The organism is Diaphorobacter sp. C33 (assembly GCF_030503915.1).
Classification (GTDB): domain Bacteria; phylum Pseudomonadota; class Gammaproteobacteria; order Burkholderiales; family Burkholderiaceae_C; genus Diaphorobacter; species Diaphorobacter nitroreducens.
Map to the genome: position 1 here is coordinate 1,320,101 of NZ_CP129980.1, position 20,726 is coordinate 1,340,826.

The following is a 20,726-nucleotide window of genomic DNA, read 5'->3' on the forward strand; positions in this document are numbered from 1 at the left end:
AAACGCGGCGGTGCCGGAATCAGTCGGCGGTGGCTTCTTCGGGTTCGGCCGGTTCGGACTTGGCTCCGCGCTCCTTCTTGGGCACCGGCTGGATGTCCAGCAGCACCTCGGAAGTCTCCACGCCCTTGTCGTCCGTCTTGACTTCGATGTCCACCGTCAGACGCCCGCCTTCGGTCAGGCGACCGAAAAGCAACTCGTCGGCCAACGCCTTGCGGATGGTGTCTTGGATCAAGCGCTGCATGGGGCGCGCGCCCATGAGCGGATCAAAGCCCTTCTTGGCCAGATGCTTGCGCAGCGCGTCGGTAAAGGTAACTTCCACCTTTTTCTCGGCGAGCTGCTGCTCGAGCTGCAGCAGGAACTTGTCCACCACGCGCAGGATGATCTGCTCATCCAGCGGCTTGAAGCTCACGATGGCATCCAGGCGGTTGCGGAACTCGGGCGTGAACAGGCGCTTGATGTCGCCCATCTCGTCGCCCGCCTGGCGCGGATTCGTGAAGCCGATAGCGGCCTTGTTCATGGTCTCGGCGCCCGCGTTCGTCGTCATGATGATGATGACGTTGCGGAAGTCGGCCTTGCGCCCGTTGTTGTCCGTTAACGTGCCGTGGTCCATGACCTGCAGCAGCACGTTGAAGATGTCCGGGTGTGCCTTCTCGATTTCGTCGAGCAGCAGCACGGCGTGCGGCTTCTTGGTGATGGCCTCGGTCAGCAAACCACCCTGGTCGAAGCCCACGTAGCCCGGAGGCGCACCAATCAGACGGCTCACGGCGTGGCGCTCCATGTACTCCGACATGTCGAAGCGGATCAGGTCCACGCCCATGATGTAGGCGAGCTGCTTGGCGGCCTCGGTCTTGCCCACGCCTGTGGGGCCCGAGAACAGGAAGGAGCCGATCGGCTTGTCCGCCTTACCCAGTCCCGAGCGTGCCATCTTGACGGCGGCGGCGAGCACCTCCAGCGCCTTGTCCTGGCCGAAAACCACGCTCTTGAGGTCGCGCTCAAGCGTCTGCAGCTTGCCGCGGTCGTCATTGGACACGTTGGCAGGCGGGATGCGGGCGATCTTTGCAACGATCTCCTCGATCTCGGCCTTGCCGATGGTCTTCTTGCGCTTGGACGGCGTCAGGATGCGCTGCGCTGCGCCAGCCTCGTCGATCACGTCGATGGCCTTGTCGGGCAGGTGGCGGTCATTGATGTACTTGGCACTCAGCTCGGCCGCGGCCTGCAAGGCGGCGGCGGCGTACTTCACGCTGTGGTGCTCCTCGAAGCGGCTCTTGAGTCCCTTGAGGATGTCGATGGTCTCCTGTACCGTTGGCTCGACCACGTCCACCTTCTGGAAGCGCCGCGACAGCGCCGCGTCCTTTTCGAAGATGCCGCGGTATTCGGTGAAGGTAGTCGCGCCGATGCACTTGAGCTGCCCGCTGGACAGCGCAGGCTTCAGCAGGTTGGACGCATCCAGTGTCCCGCCCGACGCCGCGCCCGCACCGATCAGCGTGTGGATCTCGTCGATGAACAGGATGGCGTTGGGCTTGTCTTTCAGGCTCTTCAAGACGCCCTTGAGACGCTGCTCGAAGTCGCCGCGGTATTTGGTGCCCGCCAGCAGCGCGCCCATGTCCAGCGAATACACCGTGGCCTCGGCCAAAATCTCGGGCACGTCGTTCTGCGTGATGCGCCAAGCCAGGCCCTCGGCAATCGCGGTCTTGCCCACGCCGGCCTCACCCACCAGCAGCGGGTTGTTCTTGCGGCGGCGGCACAGGATCTGGATCGTGCGCTCGACCTCGTAGTTGCGGCCGATCAGGGGGTCGATCTTGCCGTCTTTGGCCGCCTGGTTCAGGTTCTGGGTGTATTGCTCCAGGGGCGACGCTTTTTCACTGCGCTCGCCTTGCGCGCCCTCTTCCCCGTCGGCCTGGCCCTCGGCCTTGGCAGGCTCCGGCGGCTCGCCCTTCTTGATGCCGTGGGCGATGTAGTTCACCACATCCAGGCGCGTCACGCCCTGCTGGTGCAGGTAGTACACGGCATGGGAGTCCTTTTCGCCGAAGATGGCCACAAGCACGTTGGCGCCCGTGACTTCCTTCTTGCCGTTGCCCGTGGACTGCACGTGCATGATGGCGCGTTGAATCACCCGCTGGAAGCCCAGCGTGGGTTGTGTGTCCACCTCGTCGGTACCGGCGACCTGAGGGGTGTTGTCCTTGATGAAGTTGGTCAGCGATGCGCGCAGATCGTCGATGTTGGCAGCGCATGAACGCAGCACCTCGGCCGCGCTGGGGTTATCGAGCAGTGCCAGCAGCAGATGTTCCACGGTGATGAACTCGTGGCGTTGCTGGCGGGCCTCGACAAAGGCCATGTGCAAGCTGACTTCCAGTTCCTGGGCAATCATGTGAGAACTCCTTTGTGCTTGCGTGTTAGGGATGACTGTAGATCGGGAGCAATGCCCCCTTATTCAACGGGCTCACTCAAACATTGCAGGGGGTGGCCCGCCTTGTGCGCCGCTTCCAGCACCTGGTCCACCTTGGTAGCGGCGACATCGCGCGTATACACGCCACACACGCCTTTGCCGTCCAGATGGATCTTCAGCATGATCTGCGTGGCGGCCTCGCGGTCCTTGTTGAAGAACTCCTGCAACACGACGACGACGAACTCCATGGGGGTGTAGTCGTCGTTGAGCATGACCACCTGGTACATCTGGGGCGGCTGGGTCTTCTGTGTACGCCGCTCCAGCACGACCGAACCACCCTCGTCCCAGGACGGAGGGGTGGGAGCCGGCACCGGCGCGGGGGTTGGGGGGGTGGTTGCCATGAATTTCATTCTAGCGAGGCCGATGTGGCACCTGAGCAGACCGCACATGGTGCCGCGCGGGCTTTTTTCAAGCGCTGATCACAGCCCTACTCATAGACCACATTCACAGCACCGCTGCCCGCCTGAGCGCTCCACGCGGCCAGCGCGGCATCGCTGGGAAAGAACCGGCTGGCCTCTCCCAACTGCACCTCGGCCGTGGCCGCCCCAGCCGCCGCTGTGCAGCGCAACTGCATGCGCACGCGCAGGCCATGGGCAAGCACCTCGCCGTGTTCGGTCTCCTCCCGTTGCGGAGGATATTCACGCACCAGCGCCCCGATGTCTGGCAATTGCTGCCCCAGGCACACCTGCAGATAGCGCCCATAGCGTGCCCGCGCACCCGCCAAATCCCAGACCTGCTGCACCTTCATACGCAGGCCTCCGCTGAAGTGGTCCAACTGCAGCCGACCACTCACCACTACGAATTCATCGTCCTTGAGCAGGCCGGCGTTCGCGTTGATCAGCCCTTCGTCGGCGGAAGCCTCGATGACGCCCGACTTGTCGTCCAGCTTGAACAACGCCAGCCTGCCGCGCTGCCCGTTAATGACGCGGTAGTCGCTCACGATGCCGGCGACCACCTGCGTCTCGCGGCTGTCCACCAGTTCGTCGATTGCGGTGCGCACGAAGCGGCGCACCTCCTGGTGCACTTCATCGAACAAGTGGCCCGAGAGGTAGAAGCCCACCGCGGTCTTCTCCTGCATCAGCCGTTCCTTGATGCCCCAGGGCATCACATCCACCAGATCAGGCTCCTGCGTGCTGGAGCCGATGGCGTCATCGCCCATCATGTCGAACAGCCCGCCTTGGTTGGCGTTGGCGATCTGCGCATTGGCAAACTCGAACGCCCGGTCGAGGGATGCCACGAGCGCGGCACGGTTGAGCTGCAGGGCATCGAAGGCGCCCGCCTTGATGAGCGCCTCCACCGTGCGCTTGTTGACGCGCGTGCGGTCCACCCGTACGCAAAAGTCAAACAAGCTCTTGAAAGGCCCCCGGGTTGCGCCCTGTGGGCCCACGCCCTGCCCTTCGCGTGCGGCGATGATGGCCTCGATCGCCTGCTGTCCCGTGCCCTTGACGGCGCCCAGGCCATAGCGGATGACCTTGTCCGTCACCGGCTCGAAGCGGTAATTGCCGCGGTTGATGTCCGGCGGCTCGAAGGTCATGCCGAAATGTTTGACCGCGTCTTCATAGAGCACCTTGAGCTTGTCGGTGTCGTCCATTTCCACGGTCATATTGGCGCAGTAAAACTCCGCCGTGTAGTGCACCTTGAGCCACCCGGTGTGGTAGGCCAGTAGCGAATAGGCGGCGGCGTGCGACTTGTTGAAGCCGTAACCCGCAAACTTTTCCATCAGGTCGAAGACCTCGTCGGCCTTGTCCTGACTGATACCTTTTTCGGCTGCACCCTTGCGGAAGATGGCACGGTGCTCGGCCATTTCCTCGGCCTTTTTCTTGCCCATGGCGCGGCGCAGCATGTCGGCGCCACCGAGCGAGTAACCCCCCAGTACCTGCGCCGTCTGCATCACCTGCTCCTGGTAGACCATGATGCCGTAGGTCTCGGCCAGCACGGGCTCCACCAGCGGATGCGGGTACTCCACCACCTCCTTGCCGTGCTTGCGGTTCACGAAGCTGGGAATCAGGTCCATGGGGCCCGGCCGGTACAGGGCATTCAAGGCGATCAGGTCTTCCAGCCTGCTTGGGCGCGCTTCCTTGAGCATGCCTTGCATGCCCCGGCTTTCAAACTGGAACACGGCTTCTGTCTTGCCGTCCGAGAACAGTTTGTAGGTCGCAGCATCGTCCAGGGGAATGTTCTCGAACGCGAAGTTTTCCTGCCCTTTGTGACGCTGCATGATGAACTCACGCGCGATTTCCAGGATGGTCAGCGTTGCCAAGCCCAGGAAGTCGAATTTCACCAGGCCGATGGCCTCCACGTCGTCCTTGTCGTACTGGCTCACCGCCGATTCGCTGCCTGGCTGCTGGTACAGCGGGCAGAAATCGGTCAGTTTGCCCGGCGCGATCAGCACGCCGCCGGCGTGCATGCCAATATTGCGCGTCATCCCTTCGAGTTTTTGCGCCATCTCGATGATGGTGCGCACGTCCTCCTCCTTGCGCACGCGCTCGTACAGGATGGGTTCCAACTCCAGGGCGTAGTTGTTCTTGTCCCCTTCCTTCTTGGGCTCTGGCGGGTAGGCCAGCGTATAGGTTTGGCCGGGTTTACCGGGCACCAGCTTCGAGATACCGTCGCAGAACGTGTAGCTCATATCCATCACCCGCCCCACGTCGCGGATGGCAGCCTTGGCCGCCATCGTGCCGAAGGTGGCGATCTGGCTCACGGCCTCCTTGCCGTACTTGTCCTTCACATAGTCGATCACCCGGTCGCGGTTGGCCTGGCAAAAATCGATGTCGAAGTCGGGCATGGACACCCGCTCGGGGTTCAGGAAGCGCTCGAACAGCAGGTTGTATTGCAGCGGATCCAGATCCGTGATCTTGAGCGCGTAGGCCACGAGCGAGCCCGCACCCGAGCCGCGCCCGGGGCCCACCGGGCAGCCGTTCTTCTTGGCCCACTGGATGAAGTCACCCACGATGAGGAAGTAGCCGGGAAAGCCCATCTTCAGGATCGTGCCCAGTTCAAACTCCAGCCGCTCCTGGTAGCGGGGGCGCTGGCGGTCGCGCTCGGCGGTGTCCGGGTACAGGTGCAGCAGCCGCTCCTCCAGGCCCTCGTGGGACGCGTGGCGGAAGTACTGCTCCATCGTCATTCCACCCGGAATGGGGAAGTTCGGCAGTTGTGGCTTGCCCAGCACCAGCGACACATTGCAGCGCTTGGCCACCTCAACGGTGTTGGCGAGCGCGCTGGGTACATCGGCGAACAGCGCTTCCATCTCGGCACTGCTCTTGAAATACTGCTCGCGCGTGAAACGGCGCACGCGCCGCGGATTCGCCAAGATCTCGCCCTCGGCAATGCACACGCGCGCCTCGTGCGCCTCGTAATCGTCCGGCGTTGCGAACTGCACCGGGTGGGTGGCTACCACCGGCAGGGCCAGGCGCGCGGCAAGCTGCACCGCGGCGGTGACATGGGCTTCGTCGTCAGGGCGTCCGGCGCGCTGGACCTCCAGGTAGAAGCGGTGCGGGAAAATACCCGCCAGACGCAGCGCCAGCCGCGCAGCTCCGGCGTCATCGCCCTTCATGAGCGCCTGCCCCACGGGCCCAGCTTGCGCTCCAGCGAGGGCAATCAGGCCGTCGCCCAATTCCTGCAGCCACTCCCAGGTGCACAGCGCCTGGTTCCTGACGATGTTGCGCGTCCACGCGCGGGCCAGCAGTTCGGAGAGGTTCAGATACCCGGTGCGGTTCTGCACCAGCAGCACCATGCGCGAGGGTGCGCCTGCCGCTTCGCCCTCCAGGTAGATTTCGGCGCCCAGGATGGGCTTGACGCCCTTGCCCCGGCCTTCCTTGTAGAACTTGATCGCGCCGAACAGGTTGTTCAGGTCCGTGATCGCCAGGGCGGGCTGGCCGTCTTTCGCCGCCGCCTTGACGACCTCGTCGATACGGGTGGTTCCGTCCACGACGGAAAATTCAGTGTGCAAGCGCAAGTGGACAAACATGCGGCATTGTAGGAACGCGGGCGTGTCCCATGCTTGCTCAGGGCCCGCGCGCAGCATCCTTACAATGGTGCCATGCGGCAGTTCCATGGAGGTGCCGCCGTCGTCGCATACCCTTAGTACAAGAGCTGCCGCCATGCCGCGTTTTCCCCTGCCTTTGATTTCTGCCCTGCTCGCCTCCGGCCTGCTGGCTGCCTGCTCCAGCACGCCTGAAGACAAGACCGCTGGCTGGAGCACCGACAAGATTTATTCGGAAGCACGCGACGAGCTCAATGGCGGCTCTTACGACAAAGCCGTGCCGCTGCTGGAAAAGCTGGAAGGACGCGCCGCCGGCACGCCGTTGGCACAACAGGCCCAGTTGGAAAAGGCCTACGCGCAATACAAGGGCGGCGAGAAGGCGCAGGCTATTGCCACGCTGGACCGCTTCATGAAACTGCACCCCGCCAGTCCCGCGTACGACTATGCGCTGTACCTCAAAGGCTTGGTGAATTTCAACGACAACCTGGGCCTGTTCTCGTGGCTCTCGCGCCAGGATCTGTCGGAGCGCGACCAGAAGGCCGCCAAGGACTCGTTCGAGTCCTTCCGCGAACTGGTGACCCGCTTCCCCGAGTCGCGCTACACGCCCGACGCGCGCCAGCGCATGACCTACATCGTCAACTCGCTGGCGCAGTATGAAGTACACGTGGCGCGCTACTACTATGAGCGCGGTGCGTATGTGGCCGCCGTGAGCCGCGCGCAGAGTGCGGTTGCCGACTACAAGGACGTCCCGGCGACGGAAGAGGCTCTGTACATCCTGGTTCGGTCGTACGACGCGCTGGGGCTCACGCAACTGCGTGACGACACGCGCCGCGTGATGGATGCGTCCTATCCCCAGAGCAGCCTGCCGCAGACGGGATTCAAGGCGAAGGCGAACCCCTGGTGGAAGTTCTGGTAAGGGCATCCAGCGCCGCGCCGAACTCTTCCTGCGTATGCAGCCTCCGCATGGGGGGCAATGCCCGCAGCAGAGGCTTGCCATAGCCCTTGTGCAACAGGCGTGTGTCGGCGATGACCAGTATGCCGTGGTCGCTCTCGTTGCGGATCAGCCGGCCGGCCCCCTGCTTGAGCGCCACTGCCGCCGATGGCAGGGCGTGTCTGCGGAACACGTTGCCACCCTGGTCCGCCAGCCGCCGTGCCTGCGCCTGCTCCCACGGGTCACCCGGAGCGGGGAATGGCAGCTTGTCGATCACCACCATCTGCAGGGCCTCGCCTGGCACGTCGATCCCCTCCCAGAACGACGCCGCCCCCACGAGCACATGGCCCGCCGGCCGGCCGCTCGCGTCAAGCTGGGCACGAAAGCGCTCCACCATGCGCGACCGTGAGGCATGTCCCTGCACCAGCACCTCGATGCCGCCGCCGGGCGCGAACCGGCGGCATAGCTCATCCGCGATCACCGCAAGCGCCCGCAGACTGGTGGTCAACACCAGCGTATGCCCGCCAAGCCGTGCTACGGCATCACCCACCCAGCGCGCAAGCTGAACGCTGTGCCCCGCGTCGGAAGGCAGCGGGAGTGCGGGTGGCACATACAGCGCCGCCTGCCGCGCGTAGTCGAAGGGGCTAGGCACCTGCAGGGTACGAGCGCCCTCCAATCCACAGGCATCGGTGAACCAGCGCAGGTCCTTGCCATCGCCCAGCGTGGCGGAGGTATAGATCCACGAACGCGGTGCGGACGCGGCAGGCGGTTCGTCGCTCTCGTCCCAGGCGCCCTCCGTGGGGGGCTTTCCCTTCCACAGCGTGCGCAGGGCCCCGGCCACATCCAGGGGTGTTTCCACCATGCGCAACGCACCTGCAGATTCAACCCAGCGCACCGTGCCAGCTTCCGCGTCGGAACAGAAATGCAGTACACGCTCCAGCAACGCGACCGTCCGGCTGTGCAGGTGGGCCAGATCGGGAGCGTGCTGCGCCACGCCGTCCAGTGCGGCCAGCACCGCGCGGAGTGCCGCCACCGCCCCCTCCAGCGCACCGTCCCAGGCTGACGGATCCAAGGCCTCGGGTGTGACGCCCGTCCAGGCGATGCGGGAGCCGGCTGCATCGGCATCTTCGCCCGGAGCGACCGCCAGGCGCAGCGCGTGCGCGCACTGGCGCAGGTGCTGGAGCAACCCCTGCCAATCCGCAGCGCCGCGCGCATGCCGCGCCCCAGCCGCCACCACATCCTGCCCAAGTTGCAGCAGCTGGCTGGTGCTGACATGCGTGCCCAGGAACTGGGCCGCGGTCTCGGCCAACCGATGGGCTTCATCGAACACCACGACCCCGGTGTCCGGTAGCAGTTGCGCGGCCCCCGCCCCCTGCGCACCGAGGTCCGCAAAGAAAAGGTGGTGGTTGATGATGAGCACATCCGCCGCCTGCGCGTCGTGCCGTGCCCGGTAGACATGGCATTGGCGCAACCGCGGGCACCCGGAACCCAGGCAGTTGTCCACCGTCGAAGTGACCTGCCTCCAGGCGGCTGAGTATTCATCCAGACCGGGGACCTCCGCCAGGTCTCCGCTGCGCGTGGACTGGGCCCATCGCTCAACACACGCCAGATCGTGGGCGACTGCTTCGTCATGCCCCTCCCCGTCGCGACGCGCCTGCTCCAGTCGGTAAAGGCAAAGGTAATTGGCCCGGCCTTTGAGGGCCGCTACGCGTAGCGGGAGCGCCAGCGCCTGCTGCAGCAGCGGCAGGTCGCGCGTCAACAGTTGGTCCTGCAGTGTCTTGGTGGCCGTGGAAATGAGCACACGCTCGCCGCTCAGCAGTGCGGGAACCAAATAGGCAAAGGTCTTGCCAATCCCCGTTCCCGCTTCCACCACCAGTGACTCCCGGGCGTTGATGGCCTGCGCCACTGCGAGGGCCATGGCCGCCTGCCCCGGGCGGGAACGCAGATCAGGCCGCACACGCGCCAGGGGTCCGTCGGGCGCAAACACCGGGAGGACGAGATCGCTCAAGGACATGCGCCGTGGGCCAAAAGAAGTGTCAGAAAGGAATGGCCCTGCACCGGCCGTGATGCTCTAAAAACACAAGCAGACGCACCAGCGATGACAAGGCCCGGGAGTTGATCATAATAGGCGGCTCCCCCGCTTTCGCGACTGCGAGGCGGCCTTTCGTCCTCCGCTCCAATCCCATGACCAAAGCGTTCCGCCTCATTGCGTCGACCGGCATCCACAAGGGTGACCGCGAGTACCAGCAAGACCAGGTCGCCCTGCTGTCGCACCCGCGTTTCAATGGATGCGTACTGGGCGTGGTGGCCGATGGCATGGGTGGCCGCAGCGGAGGGCGCAAGGCGTCCGACCAGGTGATGCTCACCGCGCGCCAGTTGTTTGAACGCTATTCGCCAGAAACGGACGACGCCGCCGCCCTGCTCAAGCACATCGTGGAGGAGGCGCACATCGTGATCCGCCTCACCGCGATTTCCGCGGAACAGGAGCCACACAGCACCATCGCGGCATTCGTGATCAACCCACGCGGCGATTGCCACTGGGCCCACGCAGGGGACTCGCGCATCTACCACTTCCAGGGGGGGCGGCTGGTGTTCCGCACCAGCGACCACTCCTATGTGCAGGCGCTCGTGGACCGTGGCGAGATCACGGAAGCCGAGGCCAACACCCATCCCCACTCCAACATCCTCGTCGGCTGCCTGGGCACCGAGAGCGACCCTCCCATTACCACCCACCTGATTCCGCAGATGCAGCCGGGCGACGTGCTGTTGGCCTGCAGCGACGGCGTGTGGCACTACTTCTCACCTGCGGAACTGGCGTCGGTCCTGGATTCGCTGACGCCGCGCGAGGCCACCGAGTTCCTCATCGACAAGGCGCGCTCGCGCGCACGCGGGGGCGGCGACAACCTGTCGCTCGCCATCGTGAAGATCGAAACGCTGGTAGAGGAAAAGAAGCCTCCACGCTTGGCGCAACTCACACCCGCCAACTAAAACGCGCGTGGAAGACGGCCCCGCATGGGCCGTGGCGTCCACCGGGCCCTAAAGGGCTCTCAACGGTCGCTGCTCGCGGCCGGGGCCGGCGGCGGCAATGCCGGCGACGGCTTGCGGCCGGCCGCCTCGGCTTGCTGGCGCTCAAGGCGTTCGCGGCGCTCACGCGCTTTCTGCTGCTTGGCCTCGTAGCGGGCGCGGGAATCCTGGATGCGCTGGGGCTGCGTTTGCTCACGGCGTTGCACATCGGCCGAATGCTCGGCTGCGCGGCGGCTCTGCTGCTGCGCACGGTCGCGCGCCTCCTGCTCGCGGGGCTTCTGCGGCGCGTTGCGGGGCGCCACCCGCATCGGGGCGGGACGCTCCCCTGCTTCCAGTTTCTGGCGTTGCTCCTGCTTGCGCTCCTCGATTGCTTGCAGGCGTTGCCCCGCCTTCTCCCGGCGCTCCGCATCGTTGATCTGCACTTCCTGGCGGTGCAGCACGTTGTCGGCCTCACGTGCCTGAACACGCACCCTGCGCAGGCAATCCTCCACGGCAAATTGCTGGTAGCAAGCCGCCTCGCCACGCTCACGCTGCGCCTCGATCTCCCGGCGCTGCGCCTGGATGTGCTCACGCTGGGTCTGGCGCTGCCGCTGCGCCTGCGCTGCATCGGTCGCTGGAGCGTCGGCAGCCCACGCCGCCAGGGGAGGCAGCGCTGCCCCACCCACGCACAGGAGGGCTGCGGCAAGAAAGCGGGAAGGCAGTGCAGGCATCAGGTCAGTCCGGTATCGACGACGCGCCGCTCAAGCGCCAGGAATTCCTTGGATTGCATCTCGTTGAGGCGCGAAATGGTGCGTGGAAACTCATGCGCCAGGGGGCCTTCCGTATAGAGCTGCTCGGGCGGCACGGCGGCGGAGACGACGAGTTTCACGCGCCTATCGTAGAGCACGTCCACCAGCCAGGTAAACCGGCGCGCGGGCGACGCCATGCTGACAGGCATGTAGGGCACGTTGGACAGCAGCACCGTGTGGAACTGCGAGGCGATTTCCAGATAGTCGTTCTGCGACCGCGGGCCCATGCACAGCTCGCGGAAGTCGAACCACACCACGCCGCCCGCACGGCGGATGGCCTTGATCTCGCGCGCCTCGATGTGCAGCACCGCGTCTTCGTCACGCACCTCGGCCAGCTGCTCGAAGGCGTGATGCATGGCCGCGTCCGCCGCGGGGCCTAGGGGCGTGTGGTAGAGCTCGACCAGCTCCAGCGCACGGCGCCGATAGTCCGTGCCGTTGTCCACGTTCACCACCTCCATGCGGTCGTTGAGCAGGTCGATGGCGGGCAGGATGCGGTCGCGGTGCAGGCCGCCGGGGTACAGTTCGTCGGGCTTGAAGTTGGAAGTGGTGACGAAGCCCACGTCGTTGTCGAACAGCGCCGCCAGCAGGCGGTGCAGGATCATCGCGTCGGTGATGTCCGCGACGTGGAACTCGTCAAAGCAGATCAGCTTATAGCGCTTGGCGATGCGCGCACCCAGCACATCCAGGGGGTTCTGCGTCCCCTGCAGGCCAGCCAGCTCACGGTGCACTTCGCGCATGAATTCGTGAAAGTGCAGACGCACCTTGCGCTTGATGGGTACGGCGTTGAAGAAGCAGTCCATGAGGAAGCTCTTACCCCGCCCCACACCGCCGTACATGTACACGCCCCGCGGCACCTGGGGCCGGTTGATAAGCTTCTTCAGCGTGTTGGAGCGGCGCTGCTTGTACGCTCCCCATTCCTGGGCACAACGCTCCAGCGCATCCACGGCCCGCAACTGGGCCGGATCGCTCTTGAAGCCCTTGGCGGCCAGCTCGGCCTCGTACGCCTGCCTGACGTTCACCCGCATGTTATCCCTATGCTTCAAAAACAATAGCTGCCAGCGCTTGCCACACAAGCGCTGGCAGCCATTTTTGCCTCAAATTATCAGAAGTTGAGGGTGCGCTTGTCCACGGCCAGCGCCGCTTCCTTGGTGGCTTCGGACAGCGAGGGGTGGGCATGGCAGATGCGCGCAATGTCTTCGCTCGATGCCTTGAACTCCATGGCGACCACGGCTTCGGCGATCAGTTCGGAAGCCATCGGACCGACGATGTGCACGCCCAGGATTTCGTCCGTGGCGGCGTCGGCCAGGAACTTCACCATGCCGGTGGTGTCGCCCAGTGCGCGCGCTCGGCCATTGGCCAGGAACGGGAAGGTGCCCGCCTTGTACTTCACGCCGTCGGCCTTGAGCTGCTGCTCGGTGCGTCCGACCCAGGCGATCTCGGGGCTGGTGTAGATGACCCAGGGGATGGTGTTGAAGTTGACATGGCCGTGCTGGCCAGCCATGCGCTCGGCCACGGCCACGCCCTCTTCCTCGGCCTTGTGCGCCAGCATGGGGCCGCGCACCACGTCGCCCACCGCCCACACGCCGGGCAGGTTGGTCTTGCAGTCGCCATCAACCACCACGGCGCCGCGCTCATCCAGCTTCAGGCCCACCCCTTCGGCGTTCAGGCCGGTGGTGTTGGGCACGCGACCGATGGAGACGATCAGCTTGTCCACTTCCAACGCCTGGGCCTCGCCCTTGGCGTTGGTGTAGGCGATACTCACGCCCTTTTTGCCAGCCTTGACTTCGCCAATCTTCACGCCCAGCTCGATCTTCAGGCCTTGCTTGTCGAAGGCCTTCTTGGCCTCCTTGGCGATCTGCTCGTCCACCGCGCCCAGGAACGTGGGCAAGCCTTCCAGAATGGTCACGTCGGCACCCAGGCGGCGCCACACGCTGCCCATTTCCAGGCCGATCACGCCGGAGCCGATCACGCCCAGCTTCTTCGGCACGCTGCCGATGGCGAGCGCGCCGTCGTTGGACAGGATCTGCTCTTCGTCGAAGGCCGCACCGGGCAGCGCACGTGCGTTGGATCCGGTGGCCACGATGACCTGCTTGGCGGTCAGCGTTTCTTCGGCCTTGCCGGTGACCTTGATTTCATAGCCCCCGTCCACCGCCTTCACGAAGGAGCCGCGGCCGTGGAAGAAGGTCACCTTGTTCTTCTTGAACAGGTACAGGATGCCGTCGTTGTTCTGCTTCACGACGTTGTCCTTGCGGGCAATCATCTTGGCCACGTCCATCTTCACGCCCGTGGCGGTGATGCCGTGGTCGGCAAAGTGCAGGTTGGCATGTTCGAAATGCTCGGACGACTGCAGCAGCGCCTTGGAGGGAATGCAGCCCACGTTGGTGCAGGTACCGCCGGGTGCGGCGCCGCCAGCGGCGTTCTTCCACTCGTCGATACAGGCCACATTCATGCCCAACTGGGCGGCGCGGATGGCGGCGATGTAGCCGCCAGGGCCTGCGCCGATCACGATGACGTCAAATTGCTTGCTCATGGTTCAAAAACAGTATCTGGTGATGAGAAAAAACCCACCGCTGGACCGGGCCGGGGGTGGGTTTTCGTATGCGTCGAACCCTGTGGGAATTACAGGTCGAACAACAGGCGCGACGGGTCTTCCAGCGCGTCCTTCATGGCTACGAGGCCCAGCACGGCTTCGCGGCCGTCGATGATGCGGTGGTCATAAGACATGGCCAGGTAGTTCATCGGACGCACCACGACCTGGCCGTTTTCGACCACGGCGCGGTCCTTGGTGGCGTGCACGCCCAGGATGGCCGACTGCGGCGGGTTGATGATGGGGGTGGACATCATCGAGCCGAAGGTGCCGCCGTTGGAGATGGAGAACGTGCCACCGGTCATCTCTTCGATGCCCAGCTTGCCGTCGGCCGCCTTCTTGCCGAATTCGGCGATCTTCTTTTCGATGTCGGCAAAGCTCATCTGGTCTGCGTTGCGCAGGATGGGCACCACCAGGCCGCGCGGCGAGCCCACGGCGATACCGATGTCGAAGTAGCCGTGGTAGACGATGTCGTTGCCGTCCACCGAGGCGTTGAGCACCGGGTACTTCTTGAGGGCATGCACCGCGGCCTTTACGAAGAAGGACATGAAGCCCAGCTTCACGCCGTGCTCCTTGGTGAATGCGTCCTGGAACTTCTTGCGCAGGTCCATCACCGGCGCCATATTCACTTCGTTGAATGTAGTGAGGATGGCGTTGGTGGACTGCGATTGCAGTAGACGCTCGGCCACGCGGGCACGCAAGCGGCTCATGGGCACGCGCTGCTCGGGGCGCTCGCCCAGATCAGCAGCGGACGACGGGGCCGCCACCTGGGGCAGCGCCTTGGTGGGCACGCCGGTGGGGATCACGGCGGCCGTCGACTTCACGCCGCCCGCCACTGCGGCCAGCACATCGCCCTTGGTCACGCGGCCGTCCTTGCCGGAGCCCGTCACATCGCCGACCGACAGGTTGTTGTCGGCCAGCAGCTTGGCGGCGGCAGGCATGGCCACGTCGCCCTTGCTGCCGCCAGCAGCGGCGGGCGCAGCGGCCGCCGGGGCAGATGCCGCTGCGGGCGCTGGTGCAGCGGCAGCAGCTGCAGGCGCGGCCGCGCCGGCCTTGCCCTCGGTGTCGATCTTGGCGATGACCTGGTCCGAGGCCACGGTGCCGCCATCGGCGACCACGATCTCGGCCATCACGCCGGCGGCCGGTGCGGGCACTTCCAGCACCACCTTGTCGGTCTCGATCTCGATCAGGATTTCATCGATTGCCACGGCCTCGCCGGGCTTCTTCTTCCACTGCAGCAGGGTGGCCTCGGCCACGGACTCGGACAGCTGGGGGACTTTGACTTCTACGATAGCCATTTGATTCTTTCCAAAGAGGGTTCTGTACTGAAGGTGTGGGTTGCGGCCTTACTTGGTCAGGACAAAACCCTTGAGCTTGGCGAAAGCGGCTTCCACCAGGGCCTTTTGCTGCTCCTGGTGCAGATGGGCGTAACCCACTGCGGGGGAGGCAGATGCGGCGCGGCCGGCATAGCCCAGCTTCTGGCCATCGAGCATGTTCTCGTGGATGTTGTGCTGGATGAAGAACCAGGCGCCCTGGTTCTGTGGTTCGTCCTGGCACCACACGATGTCGGTGGCATTCGGGTACTTCTTGAGCTCGGCGGCAAAGGCCTTGTGCGGGAACGGGTAAAGCTGCTCGACGCGGATGATGGCCACGTCGGTAGCTTCCTTCTCCACGCGCTTCTTCACGAGGTCGTAGTAGACCTTGCCCGAGCACGCGATCACGCGCTTGACCTTGTCGGCCTTCTTGGCGATCGCTTCGTCCTGCTCCGAGATGACGGTCTGGAAACCGCCCTTGGTGAACTCGGACAGCGGCGACGTGGCGTCCTTGTTACGCAGCAGCGACTTCGGCGTCATGATGACCAGGGGCTTGCGCAGGTTGCGCACCATCTGGCGGCGCAGCACATGGAAGATCTGGCTGGCCGTGGTGGGCTGCACGATCTGCATGTTGGTGTCAGCGGCCAGCTGCATGAAGCGCTCCAGGCGGGCCGAGCTGTGCTCGGGGCCCTGGCCTTCGTAGCCGTGCGGCAGCATCAGCGTGATGCCGTTCACGCGGCCCCACTTCACTTCGCCCGAGGCGATGAACTGGTCGATCACCACCTGTGCGCCGTTGGCGAAGTCGCCGAACTGCGCTTCCCAGACCACCAGCGTGTTGGGGTCGTTGGAGGCGTAGCCGTATTCGAAGGCCAGAACGGCCTCCTCGGACAGGATGGAGTCGATCACCGTGAACGGCGCCTGGTTCTCGGCCACGTTCTGCAGCGGGATGTAGGTGCCTTCGTCCCACTTCTCACGCTTTTGGTCATGAATCACGGCGTGGCGGTGCGTGAACGTGCCGCGGCCGCAATCCTCGCCAGACAGGCGCACCGGATAGCCCGAGGCCACCAGCGATGCGAAGGCCATGTGTTCGCCCATGCCCCAGTCCACGTTGACCTCGCCACGGCCCATGGCGGCGCGGTCGTCGTAGACCTTCTTCACCAGTTGGTGCGGTGCGACGGTCTCAGGAATGGTCGTGATTTTCTCGGCGATGCGCTTCCACTCAGCCAGCGGGATGGCGGTGTCGCCGGCATCGGTCCACTTCTGGTCCAGGAAGGGGCTCCAGTCCACGGCGTACTTGCTCTTGAAGTTGGTCAGCACCGGATCGACCGTGTGCTTGCCCTCGTCCATGGCGGCGCGATAGGCCTTGGCCATGTCATCGCCCAGCGTCTCGCCCAGACCCTGGGCTGCCAGCTTGTCGGCGTAGAGCTTGCGCGTGCCGGGGTGTTGACCGATCTTCTTGTACATCAGCGGCTGGGTCAGCGCCGGCGTGTCCTGCTCGTTGTGGCCCAGCTTGCGGTAGCAGATGATGTCCACCACTACGTCCTTGGCGAATTCCATGCGGAAATCCAGCGCCAGCTGCATGGCCAGACACACGGCCTCGGGATCGTCACCGTTCACGTGCAGCACGGGCGACTCGATCATCTTCACGATGTCGGTGCAGTACAGCGTAGAGCGCAGGTCGCGCGGATCGGACGTGGTGAAGCCGATCTGGTTGTTGATGATCAGGTGCACCGTACCGCCCGTGGTGTAGCCACGCGTTTCGGACAGGGCCAGGGTTTCCTGGTTCACGCCCTGGCCGGCAAAGGCCGCGTCACCGTGCACCAGCACGGGCAGCACCTGCTTGCCATGGGGGTCGGCGCGGCGGTCCATGCGCGAGCGCACGGAGCCCTCGACCACGGGGTTGACGATTTCCAGGTGCGACGGGTTGAACGCGAGCGACAGGTGCACTGGGCCGCCAGCCGTGGAGACGTCGGAACTGAAGCCCTGGTGGTATTTCACGTCACCGGCGGGCAGGTCCTCGGGGGCGGTGTGGTCGAACTCGGCGAACAGGTCCTTGGGCATCTTGCCCAGGGTGTTGACCAGCACGTTCAGGCGGCCGCGGTGGGCCATGCCGATCACCACTTCCTGCACACCCTTCGCGCCTGCGGAGTTGATCAACTCGTCCATGGCGGCAATGAAGGACTCGCCCCCCTCGAGCGAGAAGCGCTTCTGACCCACGTACTTGGTGTGCAGGTAGCGTTCCAGGCCTTCGGCGGCCGTCAGGCGCTCCAGGATGCGCTTTTTCTTGTCGGCAGAGAAGTTGGGCTTGCTGCGGATGCTTTCCAGCTTTTGCTGCCACCAGCGCTTTTGCACCTGGTCGGTGGCGTACATGTACTCCACGCCGATGGTGCCGCAGTAGGTCTCGCGCAGCGCGTTCAGCAGCTCGCGCAGGGGCATCTTGTCCTTGCCGAAGAAGGTGTTGCTCGCGTCGAACACCGTTTCCTGGTCGGCATCGCTGAAGCCGTAGAACGACGGCTCCAGTTCGGGAATTTGGGGGCGCTCGGTGCGCTTGAGGGGGTCCAGGTCGGCCCAGCGCTGGCCCACGTTGCGGTACGCGGCGATCAGTTGCTGGACGGCGGTGCGCTTGCGGCCCATCTCGGCGTCGGCGCTGGCCACCACGACCTTGGTGCCGCCGGCCTTGGCGCGCTCGGCAAAGGCGTTGATGACGGGCAGGTGGGGAACGTCCTTGGCATTGCTGCCGTCTACCGCGGGCACATGTTGCAGTGCGTCAAAGTATTCGCGCCAGGAGTCTGGCACGCTGCCAGGGTTGGCAAGGTAGTTCTCATACATCTCTTCGACGTAGGGCGCGTTGCCGCCGAAAAGATAGGTGTTGCCTTGGTAGGCTTGGTAGACGGATGTCGGATCGCTCATATTCCGCTGACCTCCACTTCCCTGAAGGAAGCGTTAGCTGGTTAACAAACCTTCCGCGTCACGGCTGAACCGGTTGGCGGATGCGACTGTGGCAGGGGAAGGGCCTCGTTTGCGGCCGCTATTGTGCCATTGAACGCCTGCGCGCGCGGCGAGCGGTGTATCAAGACAGGCGTGTGTGTGGCTTACATTTTGGGCTTCGCTCCTTCCACCGCCCCCATGAACCCGCCCACGCTCCAGTCCCGCACCCTGCTGCTCCTGCTCACCGTCGTGACGCTGGCCTTTGGCGCCATCCTCTGGCCGCTCAACGGTGCCATCTTCTGGGGTGTGGTGCTCGCCATCCTGTTCACGCCGCTGCACCGGCGGCTGCAGCGGCGCATGCCGCGCAGGCGCAACCTGGCCGCGCTTGCCACCCTGGGCGTGTGCCTGGTGATCGTGATCCTGCCGGTAACGCTGATCGGCGCTTCGCTGGTGCAGGAGGCCAGTGTGGCCTACGAGCGCGCCCGCTCGGGGCAGCTGAACTTCGGCGCCTACCTGCAGCAGGTGCTGGCCGCGCTGCCCCCCTGGATGCTGGAGCTGCTGGACCGCTTTCATCTCACCACCCGCGCGGAGCTGCAAGCCCGCCTGACCACGATCGGCGCCCAGGCCAGCCAGTTCCTGGCCACCAAGGCGCTGGACGTGGGCCAGAACACGCTGCAGTTCGTGGTGAGCTTCGGCGTCATGCTCTACCTGTTGTTTTTCCTGCTGCGCGACGGCGCGCGGCTGGCGGCGCGCATCCGCGAGGCCATCCCCCTGGATGCGCGGCACAAGGAGCAGTTGGCCATCAAGTTCACCACCGTGATCCGCGCCACCGTGAAGGGCAACATCGTGGTGGCTGCGGCCCAGGGCGCCCTGGGTGGCCTGATCTTCTGGCTGTTGAACATCCAGGGGCCGGTGATGTGGGGCGTGCTGATGGCGTTCCTGTCGCTGCTGCCCGCCGTGGGCGCCAGCCTGATCTGGGGGCCCGTGGCCATCTACTTCCTGGCGACCGGCGCGCCGGGGCAGGCCGTGATCCTCACCGCCTATGGCGTATTCGTCATCGGGCTGGTGGACAACGTACTGCGTCCCGTGCTGGTCGGCAAGGACACCAAGCTGCCCGACTACGTGGTGCTGATCTCCACCTTGGGCGGCATGGCGTTGTTCGGGCTCACGGGCTTTGTGATCGGCCCGATGATCGCCGCACTGTTCATCGCCACCTGGGACCTGTTCGCGCCGCACGACGGCTCAGAACGCTCCTGAAATAGGAGCTACTAGCGCTTGATGGGCGGGCGCTGAAGGCCAAAACGCCTTCAACCCCGCCGACGCACTCATTCCGCCTCAATACCGGCGGCCTTGATCACCCTGCCCCACTTCTGGGTCTCGGCGGCCTGAAAGCGCGCCAGCTCTTCGGGCGTGGTGGTCCAGGCCTCGGAGCCTGCGGTCTCGAAGAACGACTGGGCGGCCTGGCTCCTCGTCGCCTGCGCCAGCAGCGCGTTCAGCCGCACCACCACGGGCTCGGGCGTGCCGGCGGGCACGTAGGCCGCAAACCAGTAGCCCATGTCATAGCCCTTCACGCCGGCCTCATCCAGCGTGGGCACCTCGGGCAGCTGCGTGCTGCGCTTTTGCGTGGAGTACCCCAGCGCGCGCAGCTTTCCCGCCTTGACCTGAGGAACGCCGGTGGACGTGTCGGTGATCATCAGGTCGATCTGCCCGCCGAGCAGATCGGTGATGGCCAACGGGTTGCTCTTGTACGGCACATGCAGGATGTCCACCCCCGCCAGTTGCTTGAGCATCTCGCCGGCCATGCGGCTGGAGGAACTGCCGCTGCCAAAGCTCAGCTTGCCGGGGTTCTTGCGGGCGGCGGCCAGCAGGTCGCCCACGTTCTTGTAGGGAGCGCCCGCGTTCACCACCAGCACCTGGCCGCCCTTGCCCAGGCCGGTGACGGGGGCGAAATCCTTCACCGGGTCGTAGGGCAGTTTCTTGTACAGGTGTTCGTTCGCGGCATGCGTGGTGTTGGTGGTGATGAGCACCGTGTACCCATCCGCCGGTGCCTTGGCGACGGACTGCGCGGCGATCATGCCGCTGGCGCCGGCCTTGTTCTCCACGACCACGGGTTGCCGCGCATCGGTGCTCACGGCCTGGCCCAATGCCCGCGCCAGTTGGTCGGTGGCACTGCCGGCCGCAAACGGCACGACGAAAGTGACGGGCTTGGCAGGATAGGCGGGAGCCTGTGCGTTGGCGGCGCCGGCCGCGGCACACAGGACGGCCGCAGCGGTGGCAGCCAGTACACGGCGGCGATGCGGGAACGGGTTCATGGTGTCTCCTTGGTTGTGGTGATGAAAAATGCCGCCGGCGCGCGTCAATGCGCTCCGGCCAGGTGATGTACAAGCGCCGCCGGCATCCGCACCGGCAGGTCCAGCAACAGAAAGGACAGCGCCTTGCCATGGCTGTCGAGGTTGAGCGCGTCGTTCACGCCGCCGTCCAGCACGCCATCCAGCACGAAATTCATCGCCTGCAGTTGGGGCAGCAGATAGCGCGTGACACGCGTGGGCCCGCGCGCCGCGAACTGGCGCGCCACGGCCTCCTCGGTGACCTGCTGCACCAGCACGTCCCACAGGGCCGGGTGCCAGGCGATCACGCTGATGTTGGAGCGGTCGCCCTTGTCACCCGTGCGGCCGTGCGCCAGGCGGTACAGGGGAACCGTGAGATCAGTAGGGTTCATCGTGGTCC

General features: G+C 65.0%; 14 protein-coding genes. 3 read left to right on the forward strand and 11 right to left on the reverse strand.

The window, feature by feature from the left end; genetic code table 11:
- Positions 1-19 precede the first annotated feature (19 nt).
- The 3 genes from clpA to dnaE all read right to left on the reverse strand — a co-directional run bounded on the left by clpA (position 20) and on the right by dnaE (position 6,413).
- Entirely contained in the window at positions 20-2,368 is a 2,349-nt protein-coding gene (gene clpA / locus QY917_RS06280) for an ATP-dependent Clp protease ATP-binding subunit ClpA (protein WP_088886618.1), read from the reverse strand.
- A 59-nt stretch (positions 2,369-2,427) separates the two neighbouring features.
- Complete coding sequence (clpS, locus tag QY917_RS06285; protein ID WP_123675775.1) at positions 2,428-2,796, reverse strand: ATP-dependent Clp protease adapter ClpS; 369 nt, start codon at positions 2,794-2,796, stop codon at positions 2,428-2,430.
- Between the two features lie 77 nt (positions 2,797-2,873).
- Positions 2,874-6,413 (reverse strand): DNA polymerase III subunit alpha, encoded by a 3,540-nt coding sequence (dnaE, locus tag QY917_RS06290; protein ID WP_123675836.1) that lies wholly within the window; start codon positions 6,411-6,413, stop codon positions 2,874-2,876.
- Between the two features lie 133 nt (positions 6,414-6,546).
- Between dnaE and QY917_RS06295 the strand changes: the two genes are divergently transcribed.
- The gene (locus QY917_RS06295; protein WP_123675774.1) at positions 6,547-7,344 is read left to right on the forward strand and encodes an outer membrane protein assembly factor BamD; all 798 of its coding nucleotides are present in this window, start codon (positions 6,547-6,549) and stop codon (positions 7,342-7,344) included.
- Here QY917_RS06295 and QY917_RS06300 read toward each other — a convergent pair.
- Positions 7,307-9,373, reverse strand: coding sequence for an ATP-dependent DNA helicase (locus QY917_RS06300; protein ID WP_123675773.1), 2,067 nt, complete (start codon positions 9,371-9,373; stop codon positions 7,307-7,309). The two genes, QY917_RS06295 and QY917_RS06300, sit on opposite strands and share 38 nt — an antisense overlap.
- Positions 9,374-9,543: 170 nt before the next feature.
- Between QY917_RS06300 and QY917_RS06305 the strand changes: the two genes are divergently transcribed.
- Positions 9,544-10,347 carry a PP2C family serine/threonine-protein phosphatase gene (locus QY917_RS06305; protein ID WP_123675772.1) on the forward strand — a complete coding sequence of 268 codons (804 nt, stop codon included), beginning with the start codon at positions 9,544-9,546 and terminating at the stop codon, positions 10,345-10,347.
- A gap of 59 nt (positions 10,348-10,406) precedes the next feature.
- On the opposite strand, the gene QY917_RS06310 is transcribed toward QY917_RS06305, so the two are convergent.
- The 5 genes from QY917_RS06310 to QY917_RS06330 all read right to left on the reverse strand — a co-directional run bounded on the left by QY917_RS06310 (position 10,407) and on the right by QY917_RS06330 (position 17,981).
- Positions 10,407-11,093 carry a hypothetical protein gene (locus QY917_RS06310; protein WP_123675771.1) on the reverse strand — a complete coding sequence of 229 codons (687 nt, stop codon included), beginning with the start codon at positions 11,091-11,093 and terminating at the stop codon, positions 10,407-10,409.
- Positions 11,093-12,190: a cell division protein ZapE gene (zapE, locus tag QY917_RS06315; RefSeq protein ID WP_162844544.1), complete on the reverse strand. Its 1,098-nt coding sequence runs from the start codon at positions 12,188-12,190 to the stop codon at positions 11,093-11,095. The genes QY917_RS06310 and zapE overlap by 1 nt, the downstream gene beginning before the upstream one ends.
- 83 nt (positions 12,191-12,273) lie before the next feature.
- Positions 12,274-13,701: a dihydrolipoyl dehydrogenase gene (gene lpdA, locus QY917_RS06320; RefSeq protein ID WP_015913422.1), complete on the reverse strand. Its 1,428-nt coding sequence runs from the start codon at positions 13,699-13,701 to the stop codon at positions 12,274-12,276.
- Between the two features lie 89 nt (positions 13,702-13,790).
- Positions 13,791-15,056, reverse strand: coding sequence for a 2-oxoglutarate dehydrogenase complex dihydrolipoyllysine-residue succinyltransferase (odhB, locus tag QY917_RS06325; protein WP_015913423.1), 1,266 nt, complete (start codon positions 15,054-15,056; stop codon positions 13,791-13,793).
- Between the two features lie 48 nt (positions 15,057-15,104).
- The gene (locus QY917_RS06330; protein WP_123675769.1) at positions 15,105-17,981 is read right to left on the reverse strand and encodes a 2-oxoglutarate dehydrogenase E1 component; all 2,877 of its coding nucleotides are present in this window, start codon (positions 17,979-17,981) and stop codon (positions 15,105-15,107) included.
- A 216-nt stretch (positions 17,982-18,197) separates the two neighbouring features.
- On the opposite strand from QY917_RS06330, the gene QY917_RS06335 reads away from it, so the two are divergent.
- Positions 18,198-19,256, forward strand: a complete 1,059-nt coding sequence (locus tag QY917_RS06335) for an AI-2E family transporter (RefSeq protein ID WP_015913425.1) — start codon at positions 18,198-18,200, stop codon at positions 19,254-19,256.
- Positions 19,257-19,324: 68 nt separating this feature from the next.
- Here the strand turns inward: QY917_RS06335 and QY917_RS06340 are convergent, their stop codons facing one another.
- Together QY917_RS06340 and QY917_RS06345 are read right to left on the reverse strand one after the other, a co-directional pair.
- Positions 19,325-20,311 (reverse strand): tripartite tricarboxylate transporter substrate binding protein, encoded by a 987-nt coding sequence (locus QY917_RS06340; RefSeq protein WP_123675835.1) that lies wholly within the window; start codon positions 20,309-20,311, stop codon positions 19,325-19,327.
- Between the two features lie 44 nt (positions 20,312-20,355).
- Positions 20,356-20,718, reverse strand: coding sequence for a hypothetical protein (locus QY917_RS06345; RefSeq protein WP_011805082.1), 363 nt, complete (start codon positions 20,716-20,718; stop codon positions 20,356-20,358).
- Between the last annotated feature and the right edge of the window lie 8 nt (positions 20,719-20,726).

Excerpts from the sequence above, each read along its gene's own strand:
- clpA (WP_088886618.1), bottom strand. The coding sequence starts at position 2,368 with ATGATTGCCCAGGAACTGGAAGTCAGCTTGCACATGGCCTTTGTCGAG.
- clpS (WP_123675775.1), bottom strand. The coding sequence starts at position 2,796 with ATGAAATTCATGGCAACCACCCCCCCAACCCCCGCGCCGGTGCCGGCT.
- dnaE (WP_123675836.1), bottom strand. The coding sequence starts at position 6,413 with ATGTTTGTCCACTTGCGCTTGCACACTGAATTTTCCGTCGTGGACGGA.
- QY917_RS06295 (WP_123675774.1), top strand. The coding sequence starts at position 6,547 with ATGCCGCGTTTTCCCCTGCCTTTGATTTCTGCCCTGCTCGCCTCCGGC.
- QY917_RS06300 (WP_123675773.1), bottom strand. The coding sequence starts at position 9,373 with ATGTCCTTGAGCGATCTCGTCCTCCCGGTGTTTGCGCCCGACGGACCC.
- QY917_RS06305 (WP_123675772.1), top strand. The coding sequence starts at position 9,544 with ATGACCAAAGCGTTCCGCCTCATTGCGTCGACCGGCATCCACAAGGGT.
- QY917_RS06310 (WP_123675771.1), bottom strand. The coding sequence starts at position 11,093 with ATGCCTGCACTGCCTTCCCGCTTTCTTGCCGCAGCCCTCCTGTGCGTG.
- lpdA (WP_015913422.1), bottom strand. The coding sequence starts at position 13,701 with ATGAGCAAGCAATTTGACGTCATCGTGATCGGCGCAGGCCCTGGCGGC.
- odhB (WP_015913423.1), bottom strand. The coding sequence starts at position 15,056 with ATGGCTATCGTAGAAGTCAAAGTCCCCCAGCTGTCCGAGTCCGTGGCC.
- QY917_RS06330 (WP_123675769.1), bottom strand. The coding sequence starts at position 17,981 with ATGAGCGATCCGACATCCGTCTACCAAGCCTACCAAGGCAACACCTAT.
- QY917_RS06335 (WP_015913425.1), top strand. The coding sequence starts at position 18,198 with ATGAACCCGCCCACGCTCCAGTCCCGCACCCTGCTGCTCCTGCTCACC.
- QY917_RS06340 (WP_123675835.1), bottom strand. The coding sequence starts at position 20,311 with ATGAACCCGTTCCCGCATCGCCGCCGTGTACTGGCTGCCACCGCTGCG.
- QY917_RS06345 (WP_011805082.1), bottom strand. The coding sequence starts at position 20,718 with ATGAACCCTACTGATCTCACGGTTCCCCTGTACCGCCTGGCGCACGGC.